General features: G+C 70.8%; 15 protein-coding genes. 3 read left to right on the top strand and 12 right to left on the bottom strand.

The genetic code is table 11. From position 1 onward, the window contains the following. Positions 1-14: 14 nt before the first annotated feature. The 6 genes from POF73_RS34850 to POF73_RS34825 all read right to left on the bottom strand — a co-directional run bounded on the left by POF73_RS34850 (position 15) and on the right by POF73_RS34825 (position 10986). On the bottom strand, positions 15-902 hold the full coding sequence (locus POF73_RS34850; protein ID WP_272123111.1) for a FadR/GntR family transcriptional regulator: 888 nt from the start codon (positions 900-902) through the stop codon (positions 15-17). Positions 903-1065: 163 nt separating this feature from the next. Next, the gene (locus POF73_RS34845) at positions 1066-3093 is read right to left on the bottom strand and encodes an ABC transporter ATP-binding protein (RefSeq protein ID WP_272123110.1); all 2028 of its coding nucleotides are present in this window, start codon (positions 3091-3093) and stop codon (positions 1066-1068) included. Between the two features lie 176 nt (positions 3094-3269). Further along, positions 3270-4028, bottom strand: coding sequence for an NUDIX hydrolase (locus tag POF73_RS34840; RefSeq protein ID WP_272123109.1), 759 nt, complete (start codon positions 4026-4028; stop codon positions 3270-3272). A gap of 130 nt (positions 4029-4158) precedes the next feature. After that, positions 4159-6078, bottom strand: a complete 1920-nt coding sequence (locus POF73_RS34835) for a glycogen debranching N-terminal domain-containing protein (protein WP_272123108.1) — start codon at positions 6076-6078, stop codon at positions 4159-4161. 839 nt (positions 6079-6917) lie between these two features. Next, entirely contained in the window at positions 6918-8618 is a 1701-nt protein-coding gene (locus POF73_RS34830) for a DUF4192 domain-containing protein (protein WP_272123107.1), read from the bottom strand. Positions 8619-8826: 208 nt separating this feature from the next. Continuing rightward, on the bottom strand, positions 8827-10986 hold the full coding sequence (locus POF73_RS34825) for a RecQ family ATP-dependent DNA helicase (RefSeq protein WP_272123105.1): 2160 nt from the start codon (positions 10984-10986) through the stop codon (positions 8827-8829). A 449-nt stretch (positions 10987-11435) separates the two neighbouring features. Between POF73_RS34825 and POF73_RS34820 the strand changes: the two genes are divergently transcribed. Further along, positions 11436-12071 carry a hypothetical protein gene (locus POF73_RS34820; RefSeq protein ID WP_272123104.1) on the top strand — a complete coding sequence of 212 codons (636 nt, stop codon included), beginning with the start codon at positions 11436-11438 and terminating at the stop codon, positions 12069-12071. 312 nt (positions 12072-12383) lie between these two features. Here POF73_RS34820 and POF73_RS34815 read toward each other — a convergent pair whose 3' ends face one another. The 3 genes from POF73_RS34815 to POF73_RS34805 all read right to left on the bottom strand — a co-directional run bounded on the left by POF73_RS34815 (position 12384) and on the right by POF73_RS34805 (position 14495). Beyond that, positions 12384-13019, bottom strand: a complete 636-nt coding sequence (locus POF73_RS34815; protein WP_272123103.1) for a hypothetical protein — start codon at positions 13017-13019, stop codon at positions 12384-12386. A gap of 68 nt (positions 13020-13087) precedes the next feature. Beyond that, on the bottom strand, positions 13088-13789 hold the full coding sequence (locus tag POF73_RS34810) for a ribonuclease HII (RefSeq protein ID WP_272123102.1): 702 nt from the start codon (positions 13787-13789) through the stop codon (positions 13088-13090). 82 nt (positions 13790-13871) lie between these two features. Continuing rightward, complete coding sequence (locus POF73_RS34805) at positions 13872-14495, bottom strand: TetR/AcrR family transcriptional regulator (protein WP_272123101.1); 624 nt, start codon at positions 14493-14495, stop codon at positions 13872-13874. Positions 14496-14680: 185 nt separating this feature from the next. Between POF73_RS34805 and POF73_RS34800 the strand changes: the two genes are divergently transcribed. Beyond that, a complete protein-coding gene (locus POF73_RS34800; protein WP_272123100.1) occupies positions 14681-16228 on the top strand; it encodes an MFS transporter in 1548 nt (515 codons plus the stop codon). 376 nt (positions 16229-16604) lie between these two features. On the opposite strand, the gene POF73_RS34795 is transcribed toward POF73_RS34800, so the two are convergent. From POF73_RS34795 to POF73_RS34785, 3 genes are all read right to left on the bottom strand, one after another. Further along, positions 16605-17510, bottom strand: coding sequence for an ADP-ribosylglycohydrolase family protein (locus POF73_RS34795; RefSeq protein WP_272123099.1), 906 nt, complete (start codon positions 17508-17510; stop codon positions 16605-16607). A 12-nt stretch (positions 17511-17522) separates the two neighbouring features. Then, positions 17523-18182: a histidine phosphatase family protein gene (locus tag POF73_RS34790; protein WP_272123098.1), complete on the bottom strand. Its 660-nt coding sequence runs from the start codon at positions 18180-18182 to the stop codon at positions 17523-17525. 120 nt (positions 18183-18302) lie between these two features. Next, positions 18303-18908: a YdbC family protein gene (locus POF73_RS34785; RefSeq protein WP_272123097.1), complete on the bottom strand. Its 606-nt coding sequence runs from the start codon at positions 18906-18908 to the stop codon at positions 18303-18305. A 156-nt stretch (positions 18909-19064) separates the two neighbouring features. Between POF73_RS34785 and POF73_RS34780 the strand changes: the two genes are divergently transcribed. Then, on the top strand, positions 19065-19598 hold the full coding sequence (locus tag POF73_RS34780) for a TerD family protein (RefSeq protein ID WP_272123096.1): 534 nt from the start codon (positions 19065-19067) through the stop codon (positions 19596-19598). Positions 19599-19737 lie beyond the last annotated feature (139 nt).

Genomic DNA, 19737 nt, shown 5'->3' with positions numbered 1-19737 from the left:
ACCCGGGTGTGCGGTCAGTGCTCACGGGGCGCGGGCACCACGCGCTCCACCTCGGGATGGACGGTGAGCAGTTGACGCATGGCCGCCTCGGCGGCCGCCCCGTCACCGGCGGCGAGGGCGTCGACGATCCTGCTGTGCTGCGCCAGCGACGTCTCGTTCGGCCGGTCACAGCCCGTGACCGGGCCACCGGAGACCTGGAGGGCGGCCGAGACGATCCCCGACAGGTGCTCCAGCATGCGGTTGCCCGCGACCTGGATGAGCAACGAGTGGAACTCGGCGTCGGCGCGGGAGAAGGTGAGGACGTCACCCTGCCCCATCGCGTGGCTCATGATCTCGACCATGTCGGCGAGCCGCTGCTGGACGTCGTCGCGCCCGTGCCCGGCCGCGAGGCGGGCGGCGAGCGGCTCGATCGTCCAGCGCAGCTCGCTCAGCTCACGGCGCTGGTCGTCACGCTGGGGCCCGAAGGCGCGCCACTCGATGATGTCCGGGTCGAGGAGGTTCCAGTCGCTGACGGGGCGCACGCGCGTGCCGACGTTCGGCCGGGCACTGACCAGGCCCTTGGCCTCCAGGACCCGGAGCGACTCACGGACGACGGTGCGGGAGACCTCGAAACGCTGGCCGATCTCCTCGGGCACGAGCGGGCGGTCGGCGCCCAGGTCACCGGAGACGATCATCTGGCCGAGTTGCTGGACGAGTTGGCCGTGCAGCCCGCGTCCGCGGCTGCCCGCGGCGCGCCTGCCGACACGGCCCAGGTCCGGATCCGCGCCCTCCCAGGCGGGGGATGCGACGCGGTCGGCGACGGGGGCCTCGGCGTAGGGGTAGCGGTCGAGATCGCCCGGGCCGGCGAGACCGGAGTCGGCGGCGCGGGCGGCGGTCATCATGGTGTGCGCAAGGGTACTCACGGATCCTTTGTCGGCGCCGTCCCCAACTCCCTTGAGGTCTTTGGTGAAAAGCACACGAAAGGGTGATCGCTCACCCCGTCGCAATTGACGCCTTATCGGAAAGAAATGGGCTTTCCCCGGGGAGTTGTGTGCAGGACGGGGCTGGGAAGAACACGGACGGTCATCATCGGACCCTGCTGCGCAGCGTGGTGAGCAGATAGGCGGCGAGCAGCGCGGCCAGCGACAACGCCAGTGCACCGCCCACGGGTTGGGCGATCACGCGCGCGGTTGCGGCGATATAGCGCTCGCCTCCGAACGGCCACTGCGACAGCAGCAGCTCGCGCAGCCGCAGCGGGAATCCGGCCGCGGTACGCACCGACGGCCCTTCCACGGCCTTCTGCACGAGGGGTACGAGGAGGATGGGGACGGCGACCACCGCCGCGAGCCCGGCCGTGGTCGACCGGAAGAGCCCTGCTGCCAGCACTCCGGCCCAGGAGCATCCGACGACGAGCCCGATCCAACTCGCGCTCAGCCAAAGCCAGTCGGCGGGAACTTCCGCGAGCTCCCGTCCGTAGACGAGATAGAGCACTTCGATGTTGCAGCCCACGGTGAGGACGGCCAGGGCCAGCGCGGTGGCGGAGGCGACGAGGAGTTTCGCGGCGAGCAGCCCCAGCCGACGGGGGACGGTGCCACGATCCGCGGCCAGGGCGGGGTGGCGGAACTCGTCGCCGAACGCGATCGCGCCGAGCAGGCCGGCCCCGAGCGCCGCAGGCGGCAGCGGCAGCTCCCGCGGCCACGCGACCATCAGACGCGGGTGCGGAGTGTGTCCGACACGGGCGAGAAGTACGGCGGTGAGGGCGGACACCACGAGCACCGCGGCGGCGGTGAGGAACCCCGTGCCGACTCCGCCGGCGCGACGGAGCTCATAGCGGAGGGGGCGCAGGGGGCTGGGGGCGGGGCGGACTGAGATGGGAGGCGGGAGTTCGGGAAGGACCTCGACCGAAGCGGCCGACGCGTGCGAATCGGCGGCCGGCGAGGCAGCGCTCTGCCCCTCTGTGGACGAGTCGGCCGTTCGCGGTTCGCTCACGCGTGCCTGCGGCGTGGTCGGACGGCCCCCGCCCGGCGTCGGCGGCTCCTCGTGGAGCGCCGTGAGATCGTCGACCGCGGCCGACCCCTTGTCCGACGTCGGCGCAGGCACCAGCACTGGCGGCTTCCTGGCCTCACGCCCACGGACACGGGCCGGGACCGCCTCACTGACCGGCATGAGCGGCGTCGTCTCGTCCGCTCGCTGCCCCGTCGAGTGATCCGAGCGATCCGCGCAGTCCGCCGCGGCGTCCGGTCCCATGTCCCCGATCTCGTCGGCGAGTTGGTGGACGAGGATGCCGTGGCGGTACGCGGTCTCACCGACCGCCGCGCATGTACTGCCGTACACGGAGAGGCGGTTGCCGCCCTCGCGCACCACCTCGACGGAGCGCTGCTTGCTGCGCGCCTCCTTGGCCAGGAGGGCGGCGAGACGGGAGGCGTGAGGGGTACGGACGGCGACGCGGGGGCGCAGCCGGGTCCGGGAGAAGTCGGCGACCTTCTGGTCGGCGACGAGTCTGCCCCGCTCCAGGGTGACGACCCGGTCGGCGGTGCGCGCGGCCTCCTTGGGGTCGGCCGTGGTCAGCAGGACCGTGCCGCCCTGGGCCGCGTGTGCGTGCAGCATGCCGTACAGCCAACGGCTCTCGCGGGTCGAGAGCCCTCCCGCGGGATCGTCGAGCACGAGGGTGTGCGGGTCGGCCAGCATCGCGCAGGCCAGGCCGAGGCGGCGGTCCATGCCGCGCGAGAGGGTGCCGAGGCGTTCTTCCCGCAGACTGACGAGGCCGACCACCTCCAGGACTTCGTCGGCGCGCCGCACAGGGACGCCCGCGGCGGCGCACAGCATGCGCAGATGGCCGCGGACGGTGCGGGCGGGGTGCCCGGGGACATCGCCCAGCAGCACGCCGACTTCGCGCGACGGATGCGCGATGCGGTGCAGGGGGCGCCCTCTGAAGTAGGTGACCCCACGACCCCGTTGGAGTTCGAGCATGAGTCTGAGCGCCGCCGTCTTGCCCGCTCCCGATACCCCGAGCAGCGCGGTGACATGTCCCGCCCGCGCCTCGAAGGAGACGTCGTCGACGGCAGGAGGAAGCCCCTTGCGGGAATCGCTGGTCAGTCCGATGGCCTGGATCACCCTCAGCAAGATAGCGCGTTATGTCCGTTTTTCCGGGCAGCGCAAGGCCCGTCGCCCGCGCGGCAATCGGCCGGGGCTGATCTCTGTTCGCCCTTGCCTGCCCCGCGTTCCGGTCGTTTCCCTGCTCGGACAGGCGTCGTCCGGCCTGACGGGGCGCCTCGCCCAGGGCCCTCGCGTCAGACCTCGGGGCGCAACATCGGAGGGTTGAGCAGGGTGGCTCCGCCGGCCCGGAAGAGCTGGGCAGGGCGGCCGCCCTGACGTGTGGTGGTACCGCCGGTGGGGACGAGGAAGCCCGGCGTGCCCGTCACCTTGCGGTGGAAGTTGCGGGGGTCCAGTGCCACGCCCCACACCGCCTCGTAGACACGGCGCAGCTCGCCGACCGTGAACTCGGTGGGGCAGAACGCGGTGGCCAGGGACGAGTACTCGATCTTGGAGCGGGCGCGCTCCACCCCGTCGGCCAGGATCTGCGCGTGGTCGAAGGCGAGCGGCGCGACCGGCTCGCCGTCCCGGCCGTACCCACCCTGCTGCAACAGCTCGTCGACCGGCGCCCAGCGGGCGTTGCTGGCGTCGCCGCCCGCGCGGGGAGGGGGCAGGTCGGGGGCCAGCGCGAGATGGGCCACGCTGACCACGCGCATCCGGGGGTCCCGCTTGGGATCGCCGTATGTCGCGAGCTGTTCCAGGTGGGCGCCGTTGTCCTGGGCCGGGACGGCAGGGTCATGGGCGCGCAGCCCGGTCTCCTCGGCCAACTCTCGCGCCGCGGCCTGCGCCAGGTCCTCGTCGGCCCGTACGAACCCGCCGGGCAGTGCCCAGCGCCCCTGGAACGGCGGTTCGCCCCTGCGCACCGCCAGCGCGCACAAGGCGTGGCGGCGCACGGTCAGCACGACCAGGTCCACGGTGACGGCAAAGGGCGGAAAGGCTGACGGGTCGTAGGGCATGCGGCGATCATAGTCGTCTGCCTGACGATAAACACTCCCTTCGCCGACCCCGTCGACGGCTGATCCAATTCGGCCGGTATACGCTCCACCGCCCTCTCCCGCACGGCGTGCCGTGTGACGTCGTACGAGGTCACGCTCGCAGCTGGAGCCCGTCGGCCGCCTCCTCGACCATGGCGAGACCCAGCCTGCTGACGCGTATCGAGAAGGGGGCGCCGGCGACGCGCAGGCCCGTCAGGACGATCTCGCCCAACGGTGCGCTACGCATGGGCCGCAAGGTGACCGTGCCTCCGGGGGCGTCCGGGCGGATGCCCGCGAGGGTGGTCATCAGGAGAACCCCGGCCGCGGCCGACGTGGCTGCGGGGCGGCAGGCCGCCGGATGCGGGAGAGGAGCGCTGCCGTCGGTTCGCTGCTCCCCCGCGTACATCTCCGGCAGCCGGTGGCCGAACGCCTCCGCCGCGGCCAGTACTCCCCGCAGCAGCGCACTGGCCTCCTTCTCGTAGTCGGCCGCGGCCAGACCCGCGACGGCGAGCGCGGTCGTGTGCACACGCACGGCGCCACCGCGGTGTCCGAACGGGTTGTGTCCGGCCTCCTTCGCTCCCAGTCCGCGAAGTCCCCAACCCGAGTCCATGACCGGAGAACCGAGCAGCCGGGCGAGTTGTTCGGTCTGCACCTTGTCGAGCAGGCCGGGCGCCTGTTCTCCCCCGCCCAGCAGGCCGGTGTCGAGGAGATGGACGGCTGCGGCGCCCAGATGCGGCACAAGGCGTCCGTCCGGTGCCCGGGCTGCGGCGGGTCGGCCGCCGCCCACGTCGTCGATCCAGAGCTCCGCGCGGAAGGCCGTCCGCAGCGCCCCGGCCCACTTCCGCAGTTCGGCGCCGCCCGGTCTGCCGCAGGCGTCGAGAAGGTCGGCGCCGAGAAGTGCCGCTCGGTGGGCATGGGCCTGCGTCTCGCAGCGGACGGGGCCGCCGGGCTGTGGGTCACGCAGGTACGTGTCGTCCCCGGCCGTGGTCAACAGCCAGGTCAGACACCGTTCGGCCGCCGGGAGGAGCTCCTCGGTCTCGGGCTCGGGCAGCCCCCAGCGCCGGGCCTCCGCGAGCAGCGTGGGGAAGAGGAGCGTGGCCTCCGTACCGGTGCAGCCCGGTGGCAGATACGTGCCCGCGTCCCGCATCGGCCCGGGAATCATGCCGGACTGCGGTCCCTGGCCCTGGCGTTGGGTGCGAGCGAGGGTGCGTAGTGTGCCCGCCGCGAGCCGGGTGCCCAGGGGAAGGGTCATCCGGGCCGCAGCCAGGGCATCGGCCGGGGCGAGTCCGCAGCGCCACGGCACTCCGGCGGCCAGGTGTGTGTCGGAGGGGTGGCCGGGGTCGCGCAGCAGGAGGGCCTGGAGATCCTCGATGCTGGTCCGCAACAGGGTCTCGGCTCTGGGATCGTCGCCGGCTGCCCGCGCCGGCGCCAGCGGGCTGGTCGCCGCCCGGCCCACGGCCCGCACGGGTCCCGCCCCGTCCGGTCGTACCCGCAGCTCGATGCTCGCGCTGCCGCCCGGGGGCAGTACGAACTCCCAGCGCAGCAGTCCTGCGGAGGCCAACGCGTCGGTGGGCGCCGGGTCGGCCGTCACTGCCGAGTTGCCCTTGGCCGACGACCAGCGCAAGCCGGAGTCGTGGACGCTGGCGGGCAGTTCCGGTCCAGGGTTGCCGCACGCGATCGCCCCCAGGTCGGCGAGGTCCGTACCCAAAGCGACCTCAACCGGGAGCCGCAGCGGTCGGACGGCCGCGCTGCGCAGGGTGATCCGCTCGGTGCCGTCCGCGTGACGGGTTCGCTCGACGACGACGTCCGGGTCGGGACTCCTCTGCGGGGAGACGCGCAGCGTACCCACGAAGCGGGCGGAGTCGGCCGCGGTCATGCGGGCCTGGACAGCCAGCGGTTCGCGTCCGGCCACCCGGACCTGGCAGCGCGACAGCACGCGCCGACCCGCACGGTAGAACCCTTCCAGCCCTTTGCCGGTCAACTGCCCCTGATCCGTGGAGATGGCGAGGCCCGGGAGGGCGACGCAGATCATCGCGTCGTGGGTGGGAGGAAGGTGGGTGGTGGGCCAGTTGGAAGGCGGTGGCGATGTGGGGCCCCTGCTCGCGGGTAATGAGGGCGGGACGCTCTGGGGCCGGGGCCGGGTCTGAGTTCGGGTCTGGGCCTGGGGCTGGCTCGGACTCGGGCTACGGCTCGGACTCGGACTCGGACTCGGACTCGGACTGGCCAGCCTCGTTTGTCGTGTCTGGCCTGTCGGCTGAACGGGGAGTTCGGTCCGTCCTTCCCACGGTTCCCGCGGAGAGCGGCGACCGTTCTGGTCCGCCGACGGCCGCCGGACAGGAGGCGGGGACTGGTCCACTGATCGGGCCATGGATCGGCCCTGTTCCGCCGAGGTCGGCTGGGAACAAACGTGGCTGACAGGCGGGGAACTGCCAACCGCATCGCCCGGAGGCCGGAGAGCACCGTGGTCCAGGCCGCCGCCGGTCAGAGGCGAACCTTCCGCCAACCTGACGGAGGCCGCCGGCCCACCGATCGGCGTGCGGTCGTCGGAGGCCGGGAAGGTTGGAGTCGGCTGTGGCATGGGGCGGCTTCCTCTGCGCTCAGTGGGCCTCGGGCGTGTGCGACGCCGGCCAGGAGATCCGGAGTGACAGGGGCGGTGCGGCGGTGTGACCGGTCCAGTCGTTCCGCCACTCAGGTGAACGGGGAGGGGCTCCTCCGGGTCACGCCTGGGCGGGGGTGACACCGCCGGAGGGCCACCGCACTCGCCGAGTTCACGGGGCAGACCTGAACCGTCGGGGCTGCCTGAGCGCAGGTCCACGATTAGCCCCGGCAGTTCGCCTCCTCCACCTCGCCAAGGAAGCGGCCCGAGCTTGCTCACGTGTCCCCCTCGGCACCGACGTTCTTGGAACGAACGCCTTCCGGACGGACCCCGCTCCGACGTACGGCGCCCTTCTTCGGGACGCGCGGGGCCCGCTCTCGCCCAGAGCTCCTCGTGGAGCGGGGGAAACTACCGGCCGCACCCGCGGGGTGCCGAGACCGGCGACGAGCGCCTCCGGCAGACCTCGCCACCAGGCGCGTCGCGCGTTTCACCGACTCAGCCCGAACCGGCTCTTCGTCACTCTCCGGCTTGTCGAAGTCCTCCGGCTTGTCCAGGCTCTCCGACGCGTCATGGCTCTCAGACGCATCATGCCTCTCCGACGCGTCATGGCTCTCCGGCTTGTCGAGGCCTTCAGGCGCGTCGAGCCTCTCCGGCTTGTCGGTCAGGCCCCCCTCCCGCCGCTCACGCCCCGAGCGCAGGCAGCGGCGGATCGACTCGGGATCCAGCCCCTCGTTGCAGGCCTGGTGCAACAGGCGGGCGAAGAGATAGTCGGGGTCGGCGCCAAGTGCCATGGCAAGGGCTTCTCGGGCCTCCAGGTCGTCGCCGGTGGACCAGGCGACCCAGCCGGCGAGGGTGAGAGGCGCGGCGGCATGTTCGCAGTACGGTCCGACACAGCGGCGGGCCAGCGCTCGCCACAGCCGCAGGGCGGGACCGGCCTCGTCGCCCTCCATCCACTCTGCCGCTCGGTCGCGGCTCACGCGGTCCTGCAGGCCCAGAATGAGCCTCGCGGCTTCGTCGTGTCCGAGCAGTTCGTCGTCGCGGAGATCCTCGGTGAGCGTCCCGGACACGGGCGGGGCCGCGGCGAACCGGCTGAGCAGCTGCTCGGCCAGCTGGAGCGTCTCCTCTCCCACACCCACGCGCGCCGCGTCATCGAGAATCCTGGGAACCAGCGCCGTACCGGCGGTGTCCAGGGCGATCTCCTGCTCCAGCGCGGCAGCCGTCTCCCAGGGCAGCAGCCTGGCCCGCAGCTCCCGCAACGTGCCGCGCACCTGAACCCCGGCGTACGTGGCCGCGGCGGCCAGGACGGACGTACCCGGCAGCCCCATCGGTCGGCCCTCGGCCGGACAGCACTCCTCCCTGTCGCAGCAGTACGACCAGAAGCGGCCGTCCGAGATACACAGCGCCTCGATCACCGGCACGTCCAGGCTGCCGCAAGCGAGACGCATCTTCTGGGCCAGCGGTCGCAGCCGCTCCATGATCTGTCGGCCCGTCTCCCCGTCCGCCTTCACCGGTTCCTGACAGAGGAAGGCGACCATCTGCCCGGGACGGGCTCCCCTGCGCTCGCTGCCCCTCACCAGCCCCTGAGCCAGTTGCCTGGCGGCGGAGTCCCAGTCGTCCGCACTCGCGGGAATGCCGAGCCGCGCACGCCCGCCGAACCGGCCACGGCCGTCCCTGTCGTGCAGGGCGACGAGCACGATGCTGTCCTCCGGGCGGTACCCGAGCAGATACGGCAGCGCGTCGGCCAGTTCGTCCGGGGTGCGCAGGGTGACCTGGTGCTCGGCCAAGCTCCCGCCGTACGCGGTGCAGTCGAGTTCGTCCGTCCGTGGCGAGCGCTGTCGGTGTTCGTCATGCCCGCCCGGCCCGCCGTGCACCTCATGCCCGTCGTTCGGGTCGACCTTCCCAGCGGTGAGGTGCTGTTCGCTGCCCGCGCTGTCGTCGTTCTCGGAAGATCCAGTCGTTTCGCCGTGGTTCGTCATGTGGAGACGATCTCGCGGATCGCGAGCCTCCGGTTTGCCCTGTGGATAAGTCCGATCAGGGGCACGACAACCCGGCTTGGATGGGGAGGCGTAGCCCCTTCAGCACCGTCCCAGAACAAGCGGCACTGGTCGTCGACGGGCGTCGGGCCGTCATCGTGCACGGCTCGCGTCGCCCGCGACGTCCGTCGAACGTCCAGTGCGGGAAGAGTCAGCCCGCAGCCGCAAGGACCAGCGGAAGAACCTGCTCGCTGCCCGCCCGGCGGAGCAGTCGCGCAGCGACCGCAAGTGTCCAGCCGGAGTCGGTGCGGTCGTCGACAAGCAGGACGGGGCCGCGGGAGCGAGCCAGGGCCTCGGCCAGTTCCTCGGGAACGGCGAAGGCGTCGAACAGCCCCCTGAGACGTTGGGCGGAGTTGCTGCGCCGTGCCGCCTGGGCGCCGCTCGGCCTGTCGTACGTCAGCGTGCCCAGGAACGGGAGGCGTCCGACGGTCGCGATCCCTTCCGCGAGGGAACCGACCAACTGCGGGCGGGTCATGGACGGTACGGCAACGACGCCCACCGGTCGTGCGGACGCCTCCGGGACGTTCGGCGCCCAGCCGCCCGGAGAGCGCGCCCAGTCGGCAAGGACCGCCACCGCTGCCCGCAGGACATCGTCCGGGACCGGGCCGTCGGGCGCGTTCTCGGCCAGTAGCGGGCGCAGCCGGTTGCCCCAGCCGATGTCCGAGAGCCGCCCGAGGGCCCGTCCGGTGGAGCACTGTTCCTTGGCCGCGATACGGCCCTTGAGTTCGAGGCCCAGTGCGGGCATCCCGGTCGGCCACATGCGGCGCGGCTCGATCTCCACTCCTGGGCGATCAAGTTCCTTCACCGCGCCCGTCAGCGCCTCCGCCGAGACGCTGGAGTCGACCCAGGCGCCCGCGCAGTTGTCGCAACGGCCGCACGGGGCAGCCCCGTCGTCGTCCAGTTGCCGGCGCAGGAACTCCATCCGGCACTGGGACGTACTCACGTAGTCACGCATGGCCTGCTGCTCAGCCGCCCGCTGCCGGGCGACCCACGCGTACCGCTCGGCGTCGTAGACCCACTGCTCTCCGGTGGAGATCCAGCCGCCCTTCACCCGTTTGACGGCTCCGTCCACGTCGAGCACCTTGAGCATGCTCTCCAGCCGGGTGCGCCGGAGGTCGACCACGGCCTCCAGGGCCGGCACGGACAGCGGACGCTCCGCGCCGGCGAGGGCCGACAGGGTCTCGCGCACCTGCGGCTCGGGTGGGAAGGCCGAATCAGCGAAATAGCGCCAGATGGCTTCGTCCTCCTTGCCCGGCAGCAGCAGCACATCGGCGTGCTCCACACCGCGCCCGGCACGCCCCACCTGCTGGTAGTAGGCGATCGGCGAGGACGGTGAGCCGAGGTGGACCACGAAGCCCAGGTCCGGTTTGTCGAAGCCCATGCCCAGCGCCGAGGTCGCCACCAACGCCTTGACGCGGTTCTCCTGCAGGTCCGCCTCGGCCTGCAGTCGGTCGGCGTTCTCGGTGCGCCCTGTGTAGGAGGCCACCCGGAAGCCACGTTGCCGCAGGTAGGCGGTGGCTTCCTCTGCCGCGGCCACGGTGAGCGTGTAGATGATCCCCGAGCCCGTCAGATCGTCCAGGTGCTCGGCGAGCCAGGCCATGCGATGTGCGGCATCCGGCAGCTGGACGACGCCCAGGCGCAGGCTTTCGCGGTCCAGCGGACCGCGCAGCACCAGGGCCTCGCCGCCGCCGGTGCCCAACTGCTCGGCCACATCCGCGGTGACACGCGCGTTGGCGGTCGCGGTGGTGGCCAGGACCGGCACTCCGGCGGGCAGCTCGGCGAGCATCGCCCGCAGCCGCCGGTAGTCCGGGCGGAAGTCGTGGCCCCAGTCGGAGATGCAGTGCGCCTCGTCGACCACCAGAAGGCCGGTCGTTGCCGCGAGCTTGGGCAGCACCTGCTCACGGAAGTCCACGGCGTTGAGGCGTTCCGGACTCACGAGGAGTACATCGGTCTCACCGCGCTCGACCTCGCCGTAAATGACCTCCCACTCCTCCGGATTGGCCGAGTTGATCGTGTGGGCCCTGATGCCCGCCCGCGCCGCCGCCTCGACCTGGTTGCGCATCAGCGCCAGCAACGGCGAGACGATCACCGTGGGACCCGAGCCACGCCTCCGCAGCAGAGCGGTGGCCACGAAGTACACCGCCGACTTGCCCCAGCCGGTGCGCTGCACCACCAGGGCACGCCGACGGTCCTCCACCAGAGCCGCCACCGCCTGCCACTGATCCTCCCGAAGGCGCGCCGAGCCGTCGGGGGCACCGACGAGCTCGGCGAGGATGGCATCGGCTTCAGCACGCAGCTCCAGAACGTCCATGCCCCCATGCAACCCGACAGCACTGACAGTCGGCCACTTCACCCCGCTTTCGGGAGCGGAGCGGCCCCCGTCTCCTGCGTGCAGCAGGTCGACGGAACGGCAAGATCGCGGCTCGTCGGCCGTCCGCCCGACCGTGACATCAATGCCGCCCGAATCCCGGCCTGCAACCGACGCGCCCCCGATCTCTCAGGCATCAGAGCCGTACGACCTGGTTGTGCCCGGTCAACCCATGCGTCGCACGGTGACGCACTGGGTAGGGATATAACCCACACACCATTGGATATCGGACGGTGGCCCCAATTGCTCGTTGCCGCATTCCGGTTCGGCAGGAAGAATTGAGGTCCGCTCCCCGCGCGGCTCGTCCGTGATCCGGTAGGGCTCTGCTGCGGTGTGCGCTCCCCCGATTCCGACCCCGCCCGCAGTGTGGGCGCGTAGCCGAAGGGAGGACCGTGACCTTCGGATTCGCTCCGTCCTCCGCGGCATCCACGTCGACGTCAGCCGACCTGTCCGCCGCATCCGCCAACCCCCTGGCCCGCATGCTCGAACCCGGGGAGTGGGCGGCCGCGGGAATCCCGCTGCTGCGTAACCCCCGGGAGGTGGTCAGCGGTCTGCACTCACGGCACCGCCCCGGGCCGGACACCGCGATCGTGGCCGTACTCGACCCGGACGAGCGACTGCGGGCGAGTGCCTCGTTCACCCGCCGCTCGACACCGGCCGACGGCTGGATGTTCCGCAACGCCCTGCTCGCCCAGTTGCGCCGTGTCATCCCGCACGACCTGCGCCGCCGCACCCCGGTACGCACCGCGGTGCTGCTCTACTGCCGTGAGGGCGACGCCCGTTGGACGGAGGAGGACGGCGCCTGGATGTGGGGCCTGCGTGACGCCTGCACCCTGCACGGGCTGCGCTGCGGCGCGTACATCACGCTGACCCGTGACGGCTGGCAGGTCCTCGGCGAGGGCCGCGGCGGCCGCCGCCCCAGCTCCGACTCGTCACCGGAGCCCTTCGACACGTCCGAGGCACCGCTCCCCCTGCCCCGCACCGGCGGCGCGGCCTCGGAGGTCCTGCGGCGCGCGGCAGCTCGCTGAGAACACCGAGAGGGGTTCCCAGCCGCGAGGCTGCGAGCTGCGACCACGGTCGCGCATGCGTACTACGCTCCGACGACCCGAGTCCGCCCCTGATCACGACGACCGAGGCCGACGCGCGTCCGGACGCCCCACGACGACTCATCCGTATGACGTGGAGTCGCGTCCGAACCGGCAGGGCCTGCGCACGGCGAATTCCGTACGCACCCCCACGCGTCCGTGCACGCCGAAGGCCTCGCCGTGCTGACGACACCCCAGTGGCGTCCTGTCCCCCGGTGTCCTGCGAGTCCCCCCCCCGGACGAGCCGGAAGCGGCTCAGACTCCCGCGCCCAGCACCGAGTTGATCCGCTGTGGGTCACCGCAGACGATCAGCAGGGCGCTCGCCTGGCCGAGGGCCAGAGGCAGGACGGTGGCGTCAGCGGAGTCGGGACCGCCGTTGACGGCGACCACGACCACGGGGCGCGACGCGGCACGACCGACTGCGGAGGCAGCGGCGTAGAAGACGTCGTCACCCGCGTCGTGCTGCGCCCAGTAGGAGGCTTCGCCGAAGGACAGCTCGTGAGCGGCCCACGGATGCTGTTCGCCCGTGGTGATCACCAGCACGTCGCCGGGAGCGCGGCCCGACTCCAGGAGCAGGTCGACAGCCTCCTCGGCAGCGTCGAGCGCACCCTCGGGAGACGCCGGGATCAACTGGATCTGCGGGGTTGCCACAGCCTGGGCGGCAGGGGCAGCCGGGGCCGAGGGCCCGGGCTTGGTCACGGCCACGTCACGCGGCGTACGTTGCACCGGCGGCGCGGGCCTCGGGGGCCCGGGTCGGCCGGGACGCGACGAAGCCGCGGGGCGGGGGCCGGGTACGGGGCGGGGGGTCGGCGCGGTACGGCCACTGGCCGGCGTGGCGCGGGGACCCTGGGCACTCTCGTGAATCTGAGGCTCCTCGGGAATGAGAGGCATGAGCTGATATTTATCAAACGCTGGTGCGGCTCGCGCGAGCGGGTGGCACACAAGTGCGAGCGGAATCGTCAGAAATCGAAGCCGAGCTGGCCCTCGATCTCCGGAACGCTTCCTTCCACCCAGGTGCGGACCTTCTTGAGATGCCGCCACTGGGGCAGCGCATCAAGATACGCCCACGACAACCGGTGGTGCGGGGTGGGTCCCCGTTCCGCCAGTGCGGCCTTGTGCACGGGCGACGGATACCCGGCGTTGTCCGCAAAACCGAAGTCTGCATGGTCGATACCCAGTTCGGCCATCATTTTGTCGCGCTGCACCTTGGCGATCACCGAGGCCGCCGCGACCGCCACGCAGGACTGGTCACCCTTGATCACCGTACGGACCCGCCAGGGAGTCCCGAGGTAGTCGTGCTTCCCGTCGAGGATCACCGCGTCGGGGCGGACCGGAAGAGCCTCCAGGGCGCGCACCGCGGCGAGCCGCAACGAGGCCGTCATCCCCAGGCCGTCGATCTCCTCCGGGGATGCGTGCCCCAGGGCGTACGACGTGACCCACGTCCGAAGTTCCTCGGCGAGCACGGTGCGCCGCTTGACGGTGAGCAGCTTGGAGTCGGTCAGACCCTCGGGGGGCCGACGCAGTCCGGTGATCGCCGCGCAGACGGTGACAGGCCCGGCCCACGCGCCGCGCCCCACCTCGTCGACACCGGCAATGACCTTCGCTCCGGTCGTGGCTCGAAGGGAGCGCTCGACGGTGTGAGTAGGCGGTTCGTACGGCATGGCGCCCTAAGCGTACGCCGCCGCGAACCCGCTTCGACACCCTGGTCCACCGGAGCAACCGCCATGCCGGCGAAGAGATCACTCAGGGCCCCGTGGGACGGAGCAGGGGAACCATCAACTGGTCGATCATCTCCTCGATGTCACGGTCGTTCCATTCACTGCCGCACATCTTTGACCGGTACATCATGATCGCCGGGATGGCGTCGAAAACATAGCCGTTCGCCGCATCGGCCCGCACCTCCCCCCGCTCAATTCCGCGGGTGATGACCTCACGTAGCAACCGGATGGTGGGCTCCACGACCCCGTCGAAGATCACGCCATGAAAGCGCTCGGCCTGGAGACTGTCGCATTCGTGAATCACCGAACGCAGCGCGAAACCGGGACGCGAGAACATCGCGTCCCGCGCCTGCCCGCACAGCTCAAGCAGGTCCTCGCGCACGCCCCCCAGGTCGGGAGCCGACTCGAAGGTCGGCAGTCCGGCCCGCAGCGCATCGGCCACGAGGTCCTCCTTGGACGGCCACCGTCGGTAGACGGCGGCCTTGCCCGTCTGGGCGCCCGCGGCGACGCCCTCCATGGTGAGGCCGTTCCAGCCGACCGTACTGAGCTGTTCCAGCGCGGCATCGAGGATCGCGCGTTCGAGCACGACGCCGCGCCGACGGGGGGAGGCCGTCTGAGCTGAGGCGGCCGTCCAGCGCGAGGTAACCATCTGAGCGTCTCCAACGAACAAGGGAAGCGGATTTCCGGGGACAAGGGGGCAGCGCGCGGCAACTACGGGGGAAACGCCGCGCGATGACGACTTCAGTGAACGCTTGCGTTCACTACTGGGGACTCACTACGGTTGACGCGACAGTGAACGCGAGCGTTCACTAAGGCACTTGTGGGGGACCCATAGTGACAACCTCTCAGTTGATCAAGGACCAGAAACCAGGTGCGGCCCGCCGGGAGGGGCATCCTGGCATCGCACTCACCGTCATCGCGGCCTGCCAACTCATGGTGGTACTCGACGCGACGATTGTGAACATCGCACTCCCGCACATTCAAAACGCGCTCAAGTTCAGCACCACCGACCTCACCTGGGTCGTGAGCGCCTACACCCTCACCTTCGGCGGTCTGCTGCTTCTCGGTGGCCGCGCCGGTGACATCCTGGGCCGCCGCCGGGTCTTCATGACCGGCATCCTGCTGTTCACGCTGGCCTCCCTGCTCGGCGGACTCGCTCAGGAACCCTGGCAACTGCTGGCCGCACGCGTGCTCCAGGGCGTGGGCGGCGCGATCGCCTCGCCCACTTCGCTGGCGCTCATCACCACCACGTTCCCCGAAGGCCCGGAACGGAACCGGGCGTTCGGCGTCTTCGCCGCAGTCTCCGCCGGCGGTGGAGCCATCGGCCTGCTCGCGGGCGGCATGCTCACCGAGTGGCTCGACTGGCGGTGGGTGCTCTTCGTCAACGTGCCGATCGGCATCGTGATCGCCCTGCTCACACCGCTGTACATCAGCGAGTCCGAACGACACTCGGGGCGCTTCGACATAGCGGGCGCACTGACCTCGACGGCGGGCATGGCGTCCCTCGTCTACGGCTTCATCCGGGCGGCCGACGAGGGCTGGCGGGACAGCCTGACCATCGGTTCCTTCGGCGCCGCGGTGGTCCTGCTGCTGGCCTTCGCCTTCATCGAGTCGCGAGCCAAGGAGCCCATCACCCCGCTCAGGATGTTCGCCGACCGCAACCGCTCCGGCACGTATGTGATCATGCTCAGCCTGGCCGCGGCGATGTTCGGCATGTTCTTCTACATCGTTCTCTTCGTGCAGAACGTGCTGCAGTACAGCCCGATCGAGGCCGGTCTCGCCTTCCTGCCGGTGACGGTCGTGATCGCGCTCGGGGCGGGCCTTTCGCAGCGCTTCCTGCCGGTGCTCGGCCCCAAGCCGTTCATGCTCGTGGGCTCGGCACTCACGGCCACCGGGCTGGCCTGGCAGACGCTCATCAGCTCCGACAGTTCCTACGTCGGTGGAGTGCTCGGACCGATGCTGATGTTCGGCTTCGGTATGGGCCTGAACTTCGTGACACTGACGATCACGGCGGTCTCCGGCGTCGCCCAGCACGAGGCCGGTGCCGCGTCCGGGCTGCTCAACGCCACCCAGCAGGTGGGCGGTTCGCTGGGCCTGTCCATTCTGACGACGGTGTTCGGCTCCGCCAGCAAGGACGAGGCGGAGAAGCAGCTGCCGAAGTTCATGGCCGAGGCGTCGCCCGAACAGAAGGCGGAGTTCGCCAACACCCAGCAGCTGCCCGGCCCCTGGGGCCACGAAGTGCTCACGCAGGGCATCTCGACGGGCTTCGTGGCGGCCGCCGCGATGGCCGTACTCGCCCTGGCCACCGCCTGGTTGGTGATCCGGGTCCGAAAGAGCGACCTGGATGCCCTCGCCGGGACAGCGGGCCCGATGGCCGGCTGACCAGGAAGGGCAGACACCGGCAGGGCGAGCAATGGACTGCGGGTGGCCGGATCGCGTCCGGGGGACCGGCGACGAGGACGACGAACCGGCCATCCGCACCACCTCCCCGGCGACCGACGTCGGACCGACCCCGTTGGCAAGGGAATGCCGAAGCCCGACCCATGCGGCGGCCGCCACGACGCACAGCACGCCCACCACCGACATGAGTCCCATGGCCCCACCTCCTGCGCCCCTCGTGTGTCACCTGCATGTGCGGCCCCAGCGGTCGCACACCGACTGCCACGACAACGGATCGCCAGTCACGCAGAGTTCCCGACGGACACAGAAAGTTATTGAAATTCTGGCAGGGCGAGGGGTCGGGCAGGTCAGAGTGGTGTTACGCCGACGTCGGCACCCACACCGGGAGCGCCTCGGTCCGCTCCGCCCACTCGGTCGGCATCGCCCCAGCCTTCCCTGCGCCGATCACCCCGCCCACGATGGCGCACGTGGTGTCCACGTCACCGCCGACCTGCGCGGTCACCCAGAAGGCCTGCTCGTAGTCACCGAGAGCCCGCGCCGCCGACCACAGTGCGAAGGGCACGGTGTCGTGTGCCGTCGTACGCCGACCACAGCCCAGGACGGCCGCGACCGTGGCCGCGTCGTCGTAGTCGAGCATGTCCCGGGCGCGCCGCAGGCCCGCTCCGACCGCGCTCTTCGGAACGAGGGCGATGACGTCGTCGAGGAGCGATCCTGGGCTGGGCGGGCCGCCGGGCGCGGAGGCCAGTGCGGCGGCCGCAGCGACGGCCATGGCGCCGACGACGGCCTCGCGGTGCTGATGGGTGGGGTAGGCCGAGATCTCGGCCTGGTGGGTCGCCTGCTCCGGATCGTCCGCGTACCAGGCACCGAGGGGCGCGATGCGCATCGCGGCGCCGTTGCCCCAGGACCCCTGTCCGTTGAAGAGCGCGGCCGACAGCTCGCGCCAGTCGCCGCCCTCCCTGACCAGGCGCAGCAGCCGATTGACCGCGGGGCCGTAGCCCCGGTCGAAGTCGTGGTGCTCGGCGAAGGAGCGAGCCAGCGCGTCCTGGTCGATGCGGTGGTGGGCTGCCAGGACAGCGACCACGGAGCAGGCCATCTCGGTGTCGTCAGTCCACTGCCAGGGACCGGACGGCAGCTCGCGCCGCTTCAGCAGCGGGTAGTTCACCGGCACGAAGAACTGCGAGCCCAGCGCATCCCCCACCGCGAGTCCGCGCAGGCTGGCGCGGGCGCGGTCCAGGCGCCCTTCAGGTGAGGAATCAGCGGTCATCTCCCTGCCACTCTATCCGGTGATCCCGTACGGTTCCGGATCTCGCCAGCGTTCGAAAGGCCGGTCAAGCATGTACTTGCCGTCGTCCCCGAGAACGAGCATCCGCATCTCCGCGTTCCCGGGGTTCGACAGTGACTCGAACTCCGCGACCGTCCAGTGGAACCAGCGCATGCAGAACAGCCGCATGGCCAGGCCATGGGTCACGAGCAGCACGTTCGGCGGGTGGTCGGGGGCCTCGAAACTGCGGTACAGGCTCTCCAGGAAGTTGCCGACCCGGTCGTACACGTCGGCGCCGGACTCGCCCTGGGCGAAGCGATAGAAGAAGTGCCCGTAGGCGTCACGGTAGGACTTCTGGAGGCGTACGTCGTCGCGGTCCTGCCAGTTCCCCCAGTCCTGCTCGCGCAGCCGGGGCTCCTCGCGCACGCGTATGAGCTCGGGATCCAGGTGGAAGGCACGGAGCGTCTCGTGCGTACGGCGGTAGGGCGAGACGTACACGCTGACTCGCTCACGGCCGAACACCTCCCGCAGACGTTTTCCCGTCTCCTCTGCCTGCCGCCAGCCTCGCTCGGTCAGGGCCAGTGCGTGGTCGGGCTCACGCTCGTACACGGTGTCATCAACATTGCCCGTTGACTCTCCGTGCCGGACAAGGACGATGCGCCGTGGTCGTGCCATGCCAAAACCCTAGATCGAGTGACGGCCGATCGAGCACTCGTACGGGCCCCATACGGCGTACGTCACACATTTCCTGCACCACAGGTCACATCAGGGCGCACGAATCACAGGGTTCGGAATTCAAACGGTCCACGCCGGTTCGAGGTCCACGATGTCACCCGTGAGCGCCGCGACGTCCGCCTCCGTCTGGGCTCGCAGCGCCAGACGCTCCACCCGCTCCGTGCGGTACTTTCCGTGCTCCGCGGCCGACCGCCACATCGACAGCACAAGGAACTCTTGCCCCGGCGCCTCGCCGAAGAGCCCGCGGATCATGCCGGGCGAGCCGGCCATCGCGGGGTTCCAGACCTTCTCCTGCATGAGCGTGAAGTGCTCGGCGCGATCCTCATGGACACGGCAGTGGGCGACTCTGACCAGGTCCGCGTCGGTGAAGCGCGGCTCGAAGCCGGTCTTCACGTCGAAGCGGTGGTCGAAGAGCTTGACCTGTATGTCCTTGAAGGTGCCCGACTGGGCCGCCGCCAGCCTGTCGTGGGAACGGGCCATGAAGGAGTCGTAGAAGGAACGGCTCTCCCAGAACGAGAAGACGTGCACCACCCCCTGCCGCCCCCGGCTCCAGCCCCCACCCTGCCCCCGAAACCCCGGCTCCCCCAGAAGCCCCGCCCATTTTCGCTGCCCCCGCTCGAAGCCGCGGCGGTCCACCACGGTGCAGCGAATCCACTTGACCAGCACCGCGCCATGGTAAGGCCACGGAGCGTGGCGCCGGTCACGCTCGACCGGAGAGCTCCCCGGCGCACGATCCCGCGCGCGTGGCAGGATGGACAACCGGCCTTTGCTGCTGGGCAGTTCAGGTCGACGGCATACGCGGAACGGGGAAGGGGAAGCCTGGTGAACGCCATCAACAAGGGGATCCGGAAAGTCGAGATCTCGGTCAAGTGGGATCCGAGTCCGGCCGGGCAGCCGCCCACCGATCTGGACATCGTCGCCGCGACCTATCTGTCCAGTGACCCGTACGGGGATCCCGCCTACGTGGTGCACTTCGACAGCCGCTCTCCCGACGGCACGATCTATCTGAACCGGGACAGCAAGGACGGCAAGGGCTTCGGCTGGGACGAGGTCATGACCGCGGAGCTCGACCGGCTCGACAGCCGGTACGCGCGCGTGATGGTCGGAGTCGTGATCCAGCAGCGCCCGGCGCAGCGCACCTTCGTCAGCGTCATCAAGCCGGCCCTGCGCATCCGCGAGGGCTACACCGTCCTGGCCGAGGACGACTTCGGCGGCGTCCTGGGCTCGACGGCGACGACGATCGCGGAGTTCGTACGCCAGGAATCGGGCACGTGGGACTTCCGCCCCGGCATCCACGGTTTCGAGGACGACCCGGAGACGTTCACGGCGACCATGGGCAGGACTCGCCAGCCCTGAGCCACTGCCACGCGCGCGGGAGACACTCGGCACCACTCGTGGGCGACATTCGGCACCGCGCGCGGTGACATACGCCAAGTGGGGGGGGGGCCCCCCGCGCCGGGCCCCCCCCCCCCCCCCGCCCCGCCGCCCCCCCCCC

Origin of the sequence: Streptomyces sp. HD (genome assembly GCF_028369295.1) — a bacterium.
Classification (GTDB): Bacteria; Actinomycetota; Actinomycetes; order Streptomycetales; family Streptomycetaceae; genus Streptomyces.
This window is presented reverse-complemented; position numbering and strand designations above follow the sequence as displayed.